The 13,360-nt window shown below is 63.2% G+C and carries 13 protein-coding genes; 9 read left to right on the forward strand and 4 right to left on the reverse strand.

Going from position 1 to position 13,360, the window contains the following annotated elements; all coding sequences use genetic code 11:
* Positions 1 to 120: 120 nt before the first annotated feature.
* Together olsB and LOY54_RS22185 are read left to right on the forward strand one after the other, a co-directional pair.
* The gene (gene olsB, locus LOY54_RS22180) at positions 121 to 876 is read left to right on the forward strand and encodes an L-ornithine N(alpha)-acyltransferase (protein WP_093379894.1); all 756 of its coding nucleotides are present in this window, start codon (positions 121 to 123) and stop codon (positions 874 to 876) included.
* A complete protein-coding gene (locus LOY54_RS22185; RefSeq protein WP_258607943.1) occupies positions 876 to 1,661 on the forward strand; it encodes a 1-acyl-sn-glycerol-3-phosphate acyltransferase in 786 nt (261 codons plus the stop codon). Before olsB ends, LOY54_RS22185 begins: the two co-directional genes overlap by 1 nt.
* Here the strand turns inward: LOY54_RS22185 and LOY54_RS22190 are convergent.
* Entirely contained in the window at positions 1,658 to 2,230 is a 573-nt protein-coding gene (locus tag LOY54_RS22190) for an ACP phosphodiesterase (protein WP_093379886.1), read from the reverse strand. The two genes, LOY54_RS22185 and LOY54_RS22190, sit on opposite strands and share 4 nt — an antisense overlap.
* 154 nt (positions 2,231 to 2,384) lie before the next feature.
* Here LOY54_RS22190 and LOY54_RS22195 point away from each other — a divergent pair, with 154 nt between their 5' ends.
* The 3 genes from LOY54_RS22195 to LOY54_RS22205 are packed head-to-tail and all read left to right on the forward strand — an operon-like array spanning position 2,385 to position 4,937.
* The gene (locus LOY54_RS22195; RefSeq protein ID WP_038998919.1) at positions 2,385 to 2,687 is read left to right on the forward strand and encodes a helix-turn-helix transcriptional regulator; all 303 of its coding nucleotides are present in this window, start codon (positions 2,385 to 2,387) and stop codon (positions 2,685 to 2,687) included.
* Positions 2,688 to 2,700: 13 nt separating this feature from the next.
* A complete protein-coding gene (locus LOY54_RS22200) occupies positions 2,701 to 3,870 on the forward strand; it encodes an MFS transporter (protein ID WP_258607945.1) in 1,170 nt (389 codons plus the stop codon).
* Positions 3,871 to 3,887: 17 nt separating this feature from the next.
* A complete protein-coding gene (locus LOY54_RS22205) occupies positions 3,888 to 4,937 on the forward strand; it encodes an alkene reductase (RefSeq protein ID WP_258607947.1) in 1,050 nt (349 codons plus the stop codon).
* A 21-nt stretch (positions 4,938 to 4,958) separates the two neighbouring features.
* On the opposite strand, the gene LOY54_RS22210 is transcribed toward LOY54_RS22205, so the two are convergent.
* From LOY54_RS22210 to LOY54_RS22220, 3 genes are all read right to left on the reverse strand, one after another.
* Positions 4,959 to 5,801 carry an ATPase gene (locus LOY54_RS22210; RefSeq protein ID WP_258607949.1) on the reverse strand — a complete coding sequence of 281 codons (843 nt, stop codon included), beginning with the start codon at positions 5,799 to 5,801 and terminating at the stop codon, positions 4,959 to 4,961.
* Positions 5,802 to 5,888: 87 nt separating this feature from the next.
* Positions 5,889 to 6,893, reverse strand: coding sequence for an NAD(P)-dependent oxidoreductase (locus LOY54_RS22215; RefSeq protein WP_045197409.1), 1,005 nt, complete (start codon positions 6,891 to 6,893; stop codon positions 5,889 to 5,891).
* A gap of 52 nt (positions 6,894 to 6,945) precedes the next feature.
* The gene (locus LOY54_RS22220) at positions 6,946 to 7,836 is read right to left on the reverse strand and encodes a LysR family transcriptional regulator ArgP (RefSeq protein ID WP_045197407.1); all 891 of its coding nucleotides are present in this window, start codon (positions 7,834 to 7,836) and stop codon (positions 6,946 to 6,948) included.
* A gap of 122 nt (positions 7,837 to 7,958) precedes the next feature.
* Between LOY54_RS22220 and LOY54_RS22225 the strand changes: the two genes are divergently transcribed.
* From LOY54_RS22225 to LOY54_RS22240, 4 genes are all read left to right on the forward strand, one after another.
* Entirely contained in the window at positions 7,959 to 8,558 is a 600-nt protein-coding gene (locus LOY54_RS22225) for a LysE/ArgO family amino acid transporter (RefSeq protein ID WP_045197405.1), read from the forward strand.
* Between the two features lie 189 nt (positions 8,559 to 8,747).
* Positions 8,748 to 9,344 (forward strand): superoxide dismutase, encoded by a 597-nt coding sequence (locus tag LOY54_RS22230; protein ID WP_045197403.1) that lies wholly within the window; start codon positions 8,748 to 8,750, stop codon positions 9,342 to 9,344.
* Positions 9,345 to 9,658: 314 nt separating this feature from the next.
* Entirely contained in the window at positions 9,659 to 11,740 is a 2,082-nt protein-coding gene (locus LOY54_RS22235) for a putative bifunctional diguanylate cyclase/phosphodiesterase (protein WP_404944436.1), read from the forward strand.
* A gap of 149 nt (positions 11,741 to 11,889) precedes the next feature.
* A complete protein-coding gene (locus tag LOY54_RS22240) occupies positions 11,890 to 13,227 on the forward strand; it encodes an imelysin family protein (RefSeq protein ID WP_093387302.1) in 1,338 nt (445 codons plus the stop codon).
* Positions 13,228 to 13,360 lie beyond the last annotated feature (133 nt).

Consider the following 13,360-nt stretch of genomic DNA (forward strand, 5'->3'; position numbering starts at 1 on the left):
GAGGGCTGTCATACAAGCATCACCAATTGTTCACGGGGGTGACACCGCATCTACCTAGGCTGACTTTGCACAACAAAGTCGACCGGCCGCAACCCCATGGCTGGCTTATGGAGACACGCAATGACTCGGATCGCTCGCTCTGGCGACAACAGCACTGAACGCCGTCTGCAAGCCGAACGCCTGGTCGGCCCGGCAGCCCTGCAGGAAGCCCAGGCCCTGAGGTTCAGCGTATTCAGCGGTGAATTCAAGGCCAAGCTCAAAGGCGCCGAACTGGGCCTGGACATGGATGACTACGACATTCATTGCCGCCACATCGGCGTGCGCGACTTGACCAGCGGACGCCTGGTCGCCACCACCCGCCTGCTCGACCATCAGGCTGCCAGCAGCCTGGGGCGCTTCTACAGCGAAGAGGAATTCAGCCTGCACGGCCTCGGCCACCTGCAAGGGCCGATCCTCGAACTGGGGCGCACCTGCGTCGACCCGGCCTACCGCAACGGCGGCACCATCGCCGTGCTCTGGGCGGAACTGGCCGAAGTGCTCAACGAGGGCCGCTACAGCTACCTGATGGGTTGCGCCAGCATCCCCATGCAGGATGGCGGCGTGCAGGCCCATGCGATCATGCAACGCCTGCGCGAACGTTACCTGTGCACCGAGCACCTGCGCGCCGAACCGAAAAACCCGCTGCCAAGCCTGGCCTTGCCGGGTAACGTCATCGCCGAGATGCCGCCGCTGCTCAAGGCCTACATGCGCCTGGGGGCGAAGATCTGCGGCGAGCCGTGCTGGGACGAAGACTTCCAGGTCGCCGACGTGTTCATCCTGCTCAAGCGCGACGAGCTGTGCCCGCGCTATGCCCGGCACTTCAAGGCGGCGGTCTGATGCAGCGCCTGCGCGTCTATGGGCGCGTAATTCGGGTGCTGCTGGTGGTGCTGTTCGGCCTGGCCATGGCCGCGCTGTTCACCCTCTACGAGCGCCTGCGCGTACCGGCCTCGACCGAGCGCCGGCAGCGCTGGTCGCAGCTGTTCATGGCCAGGCTGAGCAACGCCCTGCCGTTCAAGGTGCGGGTGCTGGGCCAGGTGCCGCAGCAACCGATGCTGTGGGTCAGCAACCATGTGTCCTGGACCGACATCCCGTTGCTGGGCATGCTTGCGCCGCTGTCGTTCCTGTCCAAGGCCGAAGTGCGCACCTGGCCGATTGCCGGCTGGCTGGCGCTCAAGGCCGGCACTCTATTTATCCGCCGCGGTGGTAACGACAGCCAGCTGCTGCGCCAGCAGATCAGCCAGCACCTGCAACAAGGCAGCGCATTGTTGATTTTCCCCGAAGGCACCACCACCGACGGGCGCAGCCTGCGCACCTTTCATGGGCGCCTGCTGGCCAGTGCCATCGATACGCAAACCCCGTTGCAGCCGGTCGCCCTGCGCTACCTGCGCAACGGCCAGAGCGATGCGATCGCACCGTTTATCGGTAATGACGATTTGCTCTCGCACCTGTTCCGGCTGTTTGCCAATGACTGCGCCGAGGTCGAGATCCATCTGCTCGCGCCAATTGCCAGCGCCGGCGAAGAACGCGCCGCCCTGGCGTTCAAGGCGCAGCAGGTAATCCAGCAGACACTGTTCGGCAGCGAACCGGTTGCCCAACCACAACGCCGGGCCAGGGCCGCCTAGGTATTGGCCCTGGCAAAGCGCTGAAGCTCTGGGTAGAAATTGCGAAAGTCATTCAGCAATGGCTGGTACAGCGCCGTCACCTCCTCTATCGCACCGTCCATGCCTTCGGGCCGTGACAGGCGCCGGGCAATGCCGCGAAACACTTGTTCGAGCACCGCGAATTCGCGGTAAGACCCCAGCCAGTCATCGGCGGCCATGTACGGCGCGATTTGCGCCAGGCGCCCAGGCAAGGCCGGCTCGGCGGCGAGGACCTGGTAGACCCGGTCGGTGAACTGACCCAATGGCTGCTCAGCGTAATCCTGCCAGTGCAAGGCCAGGCAGTGGTCGAAAAACACATCGAGGATGATCCCGGCATAACGCCGCCGCTGCCGCGGAAAACGCGCCAGCGCCGCCAGCACCAGTGGATGGCTGTCGGTGTAGACGTCGATCTGCCGGTGCAAACGAATCGCCGCTTCCAGCGATGGGGCAAAGCGCCCCTGCAACGGACCTTTGACGAAATCGCCATAGAGGCTGCCGAGCAATTGCTCGGGCTGCTGACCGCCGAGGTGAAGGTGTGCGAGGTAGTTCATGGACTGGGATTCTAGCACCCCGGCATCTATATCGTTATAACCCGATATAGCGATTTACGCTGAGCTCAGAACCACATCATATTTGTATATCGCGAAATACCGATTTATATTTCGCCACATCGCGATATACCGCTACACAACCACGAGCCCAACCATGCCTCTCGATCTCGACGAAATAATAAAAGCCCTGGCCCACCCAGTACGGCGAGAAATCCTCAACTGGCTGAAGGACCCCGACGCGCAGTTCCCCGACCAGCACCACAGCACCGAACACGGTGTGTGTGCCGGGCAGATCGATCAACGCTGCGGCCTGTCGCAGTCGACCGTTTCTGCCCACCTGGCGACCCTGCAGCGCGCGGGCCTGATCAGCAGCCAGAAGATTGGCCAGTGGCATTTTTTCAAACGCAACGAGGAAACCATCCAAGCCTTCCTCCAGCAGATGAGCCAAGAACTCTGACAAGGACCTTGCAATGCCCCTTTCGCTGATAATCCTGGCGCTTAGCGCCTTCGCCATCGGTACCACCGAGTTCGTCATCATGGGTCTGCTGCCCGACGTGGCGGCAGACCTGGGTGTGTCGATTCCCGGTGCCGGCTGGCTGGTCACCGGTTACGCCCTGGGCGTGGCCATCGGTGCGCCGTTCATGGCTCTGGCCACCTCGCGCCTGCCGCGTAAAGCGGCGCTGATTGCGCTGATGGGCGTGTTCATCGTCGGCAACCTGCTGTGTGCGGTGGCCAGCGACTACAACCTGCTGATGTTCGCCCGGGTGGTGACCGCCCTGTGCCACGGTGCCTTCTTCGGAATCGGCTCGGTGGTCGCGGCCAGCCTGGTGCCGGCCAACCGCCGCGCCTCGGCCGTGGCCTTGATGTTCACCGGCCTGACCCTGGCGAACGTGCTAGGCGTGCCGCTGGGCACCGCGCTGGGTCAGGAATACGGCTGGCGCTCGACTTTCTGGGCGGTAACCGTGATCGGCGTGATTGCCTTGATCGGCCTGATCCGCTTCCTGCCGTTTCGCCATGACGAAGAAAAACTCGACATGCGCGCCGAACTGGCTGCGCTCAAAGGCGCCGGCATCTGGCTGTCGCTGTCGATGACCGTACTGTTCTCAGCCTCGATGTTCGCCTTGTTCACCTACGTCGCGCCGCTGCTTGGCGACGTTACCGGCGTTTCGCCACGGGGCGTGACCTGGACCCTGCTGCTGATCGGCGTCGGCCTAACCCTGGGCAATATCGTCGGCGGCAAGCTGGCCGACAAGCGCCTGGGCGCCACCCTGGTCGGCGTATTCGCTAGCATGGCGGTGGTCTCCACCGTGCTGAGCTGGACCAGCGTCGCGCTGATTCCGGCCGAAATCACCCTGTTCCTCTGGGCCACCGCCGCCTTTGCCGCCGTGCCTGCCCTGCAAGTCAACGTGGTGACCTTCGGCAAGGCCGCGCCGAACCTGGTCTCGACCCTGAACATCGGCGCCTTCAACCTGGGCAACGCCCTTGGCGCCTGGGTCGGCGGCACCGTCATCGCCCAGGGCCTGGGCCTGACCCGCGTGCCCCTGGCCGCCGCAGCGCTGGCGGTACTGGCGCTGATCGTCACCCTGATCACCTTCAGCCAGAGCGGCAAAAAAGCCGAACTGGCATCTGCCACTCACTGATAAGCCTTGAGGTATTTATGACGACGCTTTTTGATCCGATCACCCTCGGCGACCTCGTGCTGCCGAACCGCATCATCATGGCCCCACTGACCCGCTGCCGCGCCGATGAAGGCCGGGTGCCCAACGCACTGATGGCCGAGTACTACGTGCAGCGCGCCAGCGCCGGCCTGATCCTCAGCGAAGCGACCTCGGTGACGCCCATGGGCGTCGGCTACCCGGACACCCCGGGCATCTGGTCCAACGACCAGGTGCGCGGCTGGACCAACGTGACCAAGGCCGTGCATGGCGCCGGCGGGCGGATTTTCCTGCAGTTGTGGCACGTAGGGCGGATCTCCCACCCCAGCTACCTCAATGGTGAAACCCCGGTCGCGCCGAGCGCCATCCAGCCCAAAGGCCATGTCAGCCTGGTGCGTCCACTGGCCGATTACCCGACCCCGCGGGCACTGGAAACCGCAGAAATCGCCGACATTGTCGAGGCTTACCGTACCGGCGCCGAGAATGCCAAGGCGGCCGGTTTCGATGGCGTTGAAGTGCACGCGGCCAACGGCTACCTGATCGACCAGTTCCTGCAGAGCAGCACCAACCAGCGCGATGACCAGTACGGCGGTTCGCTGGAGAACCGTGCTCGGCTGTTGCTGGAAGTGACTGACGCGGTGAGCGAAGTCTGGGGCGCGCAACGGGTGGGTGTACACCTGGCACCGCGCGCCGACTCCCATGACATGGGCGACGCCAACCGCGCCGAGACTTTCACTTATGTGGCGCGCGAACTGGGCAAGCGCGGCATCGCCTTCATCTGCTCGCGGGAGAAGGAAGCCGACGACAGCATCGGCGCACTGATCAAACAAGCCTTTGGCGGCCCGTATATCGTCAACGAGCGCTTCACCAAGGCCAGCGCCAACACAGCGCTGGCCAGCGGTAAAGCCGATGCGGTGGCCTTCGGCATTCCGTTCATTGCCAACCCGGACCTGCCGGCGCGGCTGGCGGCGGATGCGCCACTGAACGAAGCGCATCCGGAGACCTTCTATGGCAAGGGGCCAGTGGGTTACATCGATTATCCGCGGCTGTAGGTGCTGAACGCGATGAGGCCCTCAAGGCCGGGCGTTGATCTGCTGTTGCAGGTTCTGCACCTGGCTTTGCAGGGTATTGATATTGCGCGTCACCTGGCCACGAAACGCATCAAACTCCGCCGTCGAGGCACCGCTGCTGGCCGCCGGCGCCGGGCGGTTCTCCTGCTCGCTCTTGAGCACGATCAGGTCCTGCTCCAGGCGCTGAATCGCCGCTGAAGGGTTGCCCTGCTTCTTCAACGCCGCCACATCAGCGTTCAGGCTCTTGAGCTCACCTTCAAGCTTGCCGCCATCCACCTGGGCCGTCTTCAATGCGGCCAGCTCCTCGTTCACACGCTTGAGCTGGGCCTGCAACTGCTCCTGCAATTTGGCATTGGCCGCTTGCTGTTCGCTGGCCTGCGCCAGCACTTGCTCCAGGCGTTTACCCAGGTCACCGGTCTGCCCGGCTACACCCTGCTGTTGCTTGCCCTGCTCGGTCAGGCTCGCCTGCAACTGCCTGATCTGCAGCTTCAGGGCTTCGCTGTCGGTGCTGACACTGCTCTCGCTGGCCGCCACCTTGCCGCTGATCGCCTGCAGGCGCCCCGCCGCTTCTTCACTGATGCGGGCAAAGCTCTCCTGGGTGGCAACCAGTTGCTGCTCCATCAGCGAAATCTGCTGAAAGCTCCACCAGCCAAGGCCCGCCAGGGCAATGAACGAGGCGCCGAGCAATGCCCACAACGGGCCGCTGCTGGCCGCCTTGGGCTGAGCATGCACAGCCGCCGCACCGCCACGACGCACGCCGGCAACCGGGACAACATCATCGTCGTCACGGCTACCGGCACTCAAGGTCGGTACGTTATCGAAAATATCTGGGGCATTGTTACGCATGGGATCCCTTCAACCACGGTGATAGCAAATGGTCATTAGTATAAAGCCTGATCTGCGCACTGATCGACCGCAAAGCCGTGATCGGGTTCAGTGCTGGCCGGACGCAAGGTCCTGGGCTTTCCACCAGCCGCAGAACTCATCCAGTGCCGACCACAGGCTGACGCTGGGGCGGTAATCAAGAAACTGCCGGGCGCGGCTGATGTCGAGGGTGAAGTCCTTGCTCATCACCTGCATCCCCAAGCGTGACAGGGTCGGCTGCGGGCGGCCCGGCCAGAGCAGGCAGGCGCCTTCGTTCAAGGCTGCAAGGCTGTAGGCCAGGCCGTAGGAACGGTAGCGGGTGACTTGCGGCAGGTGCATTTGCCGCATCACATAATTGACCACATCCCACAGCGGCAAGGGATGACCGTTGCTGATGTTGTAGGCCTGGCCAAGCGCCGCGTTATCGGCGAGCAAGGCACTGATCAGCGCTTCGTTGAGGTTCTGCACGCTGGTGAAGTCGACCTTGTTCAGGCCATTGCCGATGATCGCCAGGCGCCGCTTGCGTTGCATCTGCAGCAAGCGCGGGAAGATGCTCACATCACCCGCGCCGGTGACAAAGCGCGGACGCAGGGCCAGCACTTCGAGGCCAAACTCCTGGGCGCCGAAGACCTTCTGTTCGGCCAGGTGCTTGGTGGCCCCGTAATGGTCATGAAAGCGCCGTGGCACCTGGTCTTCAGTAATGCCCAGCTGCGAGCGGCCATTGAAATAGATCGACGGCGAAGACAGGTGCACCAAGCGCCGTACATGCTCCTTCAGGCAAGCCTCGACAACGTTTTCAGTGACCACCACGTTGCCTTGGTAAAAGTCCTGGTAACGCCCCCAGTTGCCCACCGCACCGGCGCAATGCACCACCGCCTCGACGCCCTGGCACAGGCGTCGGGCCAGGTCCGGATCGCCAAGGTCACCCGGGATGAACTGCGCGCCGCGTCGCACCAGGTGCTCGACGCCTTCGGCGCGGCGGCCGTTGACCCGAACGTCAAAGCCCTGCTCCAGGGCAAAGCGCGCAAAGCGCCCGCCTATGAAGCCGCTCGCGCCGGTGACCAGAATTTGCATGTAGCACTCCGCCTAAAACAGGTTTTTCAGATACTGCTGACGCCGCCAATGCCTACAAGGGCACCAGCCACTGCCCGGCCGTCAGGCGCAGGTGATCCGTCAGTTGGCCGAGCAACTGCCCGCCATTGCGCCAATGATGCCAGTACAAGGGCACGTCGATGGGTTTATCCGCGGATATTTCTACCAGGCGCCCGCTGGCCAGCTGATCGCGCACCTGCAGTTCCGGCACCAGGCCCCAGCCCAGGCCCGCTTCGGTCATGCGCAAGAAGCCTTCGGATGACGGGCACAGGTGATGGAGGAAACCGTCCTGAATACCTAACGAGGCCAGGTAACGGTGCTGAAGAAAGTCATCCGGCCCGAACACCAGCGCCGGCGTGCGCGACAGCCGCGCGGCAGCGAAACCGGCTGGAAAGTAGCGCGCCATGAACGCCGGGCTGGCCAGCGCCCGGTAACGCATGGCGCCGAGCAACAGGCTGCGTGCGCCGGCCACCGGCCGTTCGCTGCCGCACAGGCAGGCTGCCACTTCGCCGGCGCGCATGCGCTTGAGGCCGACTTCCTGGTCTTCGACCACCAGGTCGAGCAACACCTGCTGATCGGCACAGAATTCGCCCACAGCGCCTGCCCACCAGGTCGCCAGGCTGTCGGCATTGAGGGCGATGCGCAGGCGCTCGGGCATGCCCTCTGCATCCAGCGCCGGCACCTGGCTCTGCAGATCGCGCTCAAGCAGGCGCACCTGTTGCACATGGTTGAGCAGGCGCCGGCCGACATCGGTGGGGCTCGGCGGATTGGCGCGCACCAGCACCGGCTGGCCAACGCGCGCCTCGAGCAACTTGATGCGCTGGGAAATCGCCGACTGCGACAAGCCCAGCACCTGGGCGGCGCGCTCGAAACCGGCCTGTTCGATCACGGCGGCGAGGGCAGACAGCAGTTTGTAATCGAACATTATTTTTCCTAATGCCAGATCAGCTTTATTTGTTTTTCTTATACAGAGGAAATCCCCACAATGGCCAGCATCTTCTTTGTATTTGCGCCCGCGCCCTGCGGGTGTCTTGTGGAGTTCCCCTTATGTGGCAAAGCTACCTGAACGGCCTGTTGGTCGCCTTCGGCCTGATCATGGCGATCGGCACGCAAAACGCCTTTGTCCTGGCACAGAGCCTGCGCCGCGAACATCACCTGCCGGTGGCGGCGCTGTGCGTGGTCTGCGATGCCATCCTGGTGGCCGCGGGCGTGTTTGGCCTGGCCACGGTGTTGGCGCAAAACCCGACCCTGCTGGCGGTGGCGCGCTGGGGTGGCGCGGTGTTTCTGATCTGGTACGGCGCCAAGGCGCTGCTGCGCGCCTGCTCGCAACAAAGCCTGCAACAGGGCGAAGGCCAGGGCTTGCGTTCGCGTCGGGCGGTGCTGCTCAGCGCCCTGGCGGTGACCCTGCTCAACCCCCACGTATACCTCGACACGGTATTGCTGATCGGCTCGCTGGGCGCCCAGCAGACCGTGCCCGGCGCTTACGTGGCCGGCGCCGCCAGCGCCTCGCTGCTGTGGTTTTTCACCCTCGCCCTGGGCGCCGCATGGCTGGCCCCGTGGCTGGCGCGCCCAGGCACCTGGCGGCTGCTCGACTTGATGGTGGCGGTGATGATGTTTGCCGTGGCGGCGCAGCTGATCTTTACCTGAGGCGCCGCTCGTCCGGCACCGGCAAAGGCTCTGGAACCTCTTTCCCGTACACTTGTTGCGTGGTTATGCACCGGGCCCGGTGCTATGATCCAGCCCTTGCGTCGCAAAGAGTACAAACTCGCCGACGCACACCGGCCGCCCGTGATCGGCCTTGCGCTCACCGCAACAGACCTGATTAGGAGAATCACCATGGCTTTTGAATTGCCGCCGCTGCCTTACGCCCACGACGCCCTGCAGCCGCACATTTCCAAGGAAACCCTGGAATACCACCACGACAAGCACCACAACACCTATGTCGTGAACCTGAACAACCTGGTGCCAGGCACCGAGTTCGAAGGCAAGACCCTGGAAGAGATCGTCAAGACTTCCTCGGGCGGTATCTTCAACAACGCCGCTCAGGTCTGGAACCACACCTTCTACTGGAACTGCCTGGCGCCAAACGCCGGCGGCCAACCAACCGGCGCCCTGGCTGAAGCCATCAACGCCGCGTTCGGTTCGTTCGACAAGTTCAAGGAAGAGTTCACCAAGACTTCGGTCGGCACCTTCGGTTCCGGTTGGGGCTGGCTGGTGAAAAAATCCGACGGTTCCCTGGCCCTGGCCAGCACCATCGGCGCCGGCAATCCGCTGACCAACGGCGACACTCCGCTGCTGACCTGCGACGTCTGGGAACACGCCTACTACATCGACTACCGTAACGTGCGTCCGAAGTACGTCGAGGCGTTCTGGAACCTGGTCAACTGGAAGTTCGTCGCCGAGCAGTTCGAAGGCAAAACCTTCACTGCCTGAGCCGGCTGCTGAGCAATACCTTGCACAAGGTATTGAGCGCGCGAAAAGCCCACCCTAGCGGTGGGCTTTTTTATGCGCGTCTGCGCTGCAACATTTTTCATCCTATTCAGGCGCCGTGCATCTTGCCGCGCACGCAGAGCACGCTAACATCAAACGTTGGGAAACTCGTTGCCACGGATTAAAGTCGCGAGGCCGGGCAACCGATACAGTGACGGCAGGCAGCCAACCTGCTCCTGGTGCAAAATGCACCGTCAAGGAGCTGGAGAAGTCCTGTTGACGGCCGATAGTGGATTGCCAAGTTTGATGGCAAAATGATGCCATGCGCATGGATTAAGGAAACCCCATTGAAGCTGGAACTCAAGAACAGCTTATCGGTCAAGTTGCTCAGGGTAGTACTGCTCTCGGCGTTGGTCGTCGGTGTAGTTCTCAGTTGTGCGCAGATCGTCTTTGATGCCTACAAGACCCGCCAGGCCGTCGCCAATGACGCCCAACGGATCCTCGACATGTTCCGCGACCCTTCGACCCAGGCGGTGTACAGCCTGGACAAGGAAATGGGCATGCAGGTCATGGAGGGCTTGTTCCAGGACGAGTCCGTGCGCATGGCCTCCATCGGCCATCCCAACGAGACCATGCTGGCGGAAAAATCCCGCCCGCTGCAGGAGGTTTCCAGCCGCTGGCTGACCGACCTGATTCTCGGCCAGGAGCGCAACTTCACCACCCAGCTGGTCGGCCGTGGCCCCTATAGCGAATATTACGGCGACCTGAGCATCACCCTCGACACCGCCTCCTACGGCGAGGGCTTCCTGGTCAGTTCAGTGATCATCTTCATTTCTGGCGTGCTGCGCGCCCTGGCCATGGGCCTGGTGCTGTACCTGGTCTATCACTGGATGCTGACCAAGCCGCTGTCGAAGATCATCGAGCACCTCACCCAGATCAACCCCGACCGTCCCAGCCAGCACCAGTTGCCGCTGATCAAGGGCCACGAAAAGAACGAGCTGGGCCTGTGGGTCAATACCGCCAACCAGTTGCTGGCCTCGATCGAGCGCAATACCCACCTGCGCCATGAAGCCGAGAACAGCCTGTTGCGCATGGCCCAGTACGACTTTCTCACCGGCCTGCCGAACCGCCAGCAACTGCAGCAGCAACTGGACAAGATCCTCGTCGACGCCGGGCGCCTGCAACGCCGGGTGGCGGTACTGTGCGTGGGCCTTGACGACTTCAAGGGCATCAACGAGCAGTTCAGCTACCAGGCCGGCGACCAGTTGCTGCTGGCCCTGGCCGACCGCCTGCGCGCCCACAGTGGCCGCCTCGGTGCCCTGGCCCGCCTGGGCGGCGACCAGTTCGCCCTGGTCCAGGCCGATATCGAGCAGCCCTACGAAGCGGCGGAGCTGGCCCAGAGCATTCTCGATGACCTCGAGGCGCCGTTCGCCCTCGACCACCAGGAAATCCGCCTGCGCGCGACCATCGGCATCACCCTGTTCCCCGAAGACGGCGACAGCACCGAGAAGTTGCTGCAAAAGGCCGAGCAGACCATGACTCTGGCCAAGGCCCGCTCGCGCAACCGCTACCAGTTCTACATCGCCAGTGTCGACAGCGAGATGCGCCGGCGCCGCGAGCTGGAAAAAGACCTGCGCGAAGCGCTGCCGCGCAACCAGCTGTTCCTGGTCTACCAGCCACAGATCAGCTACCGCGACCATCGCGTGGTCGGTGTCGAGGCGCTGTTGCGCTGGCAGCATCCGGAACTGGGCATGGTCCCGCCGGACCAGTTCATCCCCCTGGCCGAGCAGAACGGCAACATCATCAGCATCGGCGAATGGGTGCTCGACCAGGCTTGCCGGCAACTACGCGACTGGCACGACCAGGGCTTCAGCGAACTGCGCATGGCGGTCAACCTGTCGACCGTGCAACTGCACCACAACGAGTTGCCGCGAGTGGTCAACAACCTGCTGCAGATCTACCGCCTGCCGCCGCGCAGCCTGGAGCTGGAAGTCACCGAGACCGGCCTGATGGAAGACATCAGCACCGCTGCCCAGCACCTGCTGAGCCTGCGCCGCTCCGGGGCGCTGATTGCCATTGACGACTTCGGCACCGGCTACTCGTCGCTCAGCTACCTGAAGTCGCTGCCGCTGGACAAGATCAAGATCGACAAGAGCTTCGTCCAGGACCTGCTCGATGACGACGACGATGCCACCATCGTCCGCGCCATCATCCAGCTGGGCAAGAGCCTGGGCATGCAAGTCATTGCCGAAGGGGTCGAGACGGCGGAACAGGAAGCCTACATCATCGCCCAGGGTTGCCATGAAGGTCAGGGCTACCACTACAGCAAACCCTTGCCGGCCCGGGAGCTGACTGCGTTCCTCAAACAGGCCCAGCGCAACCAGGTTTCGATTCTCTAACCCCTGTACGCATTGCTCGAAGCGGTCAACCCACGCATTTGAATATTTACGTGACTGCCCCTTTACACAAAATGCAAATCTTTCGCATTATGTTGCAGTTTTGCGTGCCCCCGGTACGCCTGTCCAACCTCTCGACGCAGGAATTCGCCATGATTCGTATGCCTCTGGCCACCGCCAGTCTGTTGGCCATTGCCATCTCTCTCGCCGGTTGCGGCGACAGCAAGGACAAGGACAAAGCCGCCGCACCGCAAGCCCCGGCCACCACCTCGGCTACCGCCCCTGCTGCCGCTGGCGCCGTCGACGAAGCAGCGGCCAAGGCCGTGGTCAAGCATTACGCCGACATGGTCCACGCCGTCTACAGCGACTCGCTGAGCACCGCCAAGACCCTGCAAACCGCGATCGACGCCTTCCTTGCCAAGCCCAGCGACGAAACCCTGAACGCTGCCAAAGCCGCCTGGGTCGCTGCCCGTGTGCCATACCTGCAGAGCGAAGTGTTCCGCTTCGGCAACACCATCATCGACGACTGGGAAGGCCAGGTGAATGCCTGGCCGCTGGACGAAGGCCTGATCGACTATGTCGACAAGAGCTACGAGCATGCTCTGGGCAACCCTGGCGCGACCGCCAACATCATCGCCAATACCCAGGTTCAGGTCGGCGAAGACAAGGTTGACGTCAAGGACATCACCCCGGAGAAGCTCGCCAGCCTGAACGAGCTGGGCGGCTCCGAAGCCAACGTTGCCACCGGTTACCACGCCATCGAATTCCTGCTCTGGGGCCAGGACCTCAACGGCACCGGCCCGGGCGCCGGCGCCCGTCCTGCCTCCGACTACCTGGAAGGCCAGGGCGCTACCGGCGGCCACAACGAGCGCCGCCGTGCCTACCTCAAAGCCGTGACCCAACTGCTGGTCAACGACCTCGAGGAAATGGTCGGCAACTGGGCACCGAACGTTGCCACCAACTACCGTGCCACCCTCGAAGCCGAGCCAGTGGCCGACGGCCTGCGCAAGATGCTGTTCGGCATGGGCAGCCTGTCGCTGGGCGAACTGGCTGGTGAGCGCATGAAGGTTTCCCTGGAAGCCAATTCGCCTGAAGACGAGCAGGACTGCTTCAGCGACAACACCCACAACTCGCACTTCTATGACGCCAAGGGCATCCGCAACGTCTACCTGGGCGAGTACACCCGCACCGACGGCACCAAGCTGAGCGGCCCGAGCCTGTCGTCGCTGGTGGCCAAGATCGACGCCGCCACCGACACCACCCTCAAGGCCGACCTGCAAGCAACCGAAGCCAAGATTCAGGTGATGGTCGACCATGCCGCCAAAGGCGAGCACTACGACCAGCTGATCGCGGCCGACAACGCTGCCGGCAACCAGATCGTGCGTGACGCCATCGCCGCCCTGGTCAAGCAGACCGGTGCGATCGAACAGGCCGCAAGCAAACTGGGCATCGCCAACCTGGCACCGGACACCGCTGATCACGAGTTCTGATTCAGCGGCGGCTTGATAGAGGCGACCTTCGGGTCGCCTTCTTTATGCGCATCATCGCGGGTCGAGCCCGCTCCCACAGGATTGGTGCAGGCATGTCCACTGGAGGAGCCGGCTTGCCCCGCGATAGATTTCA

Source organism: Pseudomonas sp. B21-032 (assembly GCF_024748965.1).
In the GTDB taxonomy this organism is placed as follows: Bacteria; Pseudomonadota; Gammaproteobacteria; order Pseudomonadales; family Pseudomonadaceae; genus Aquipseudomonas.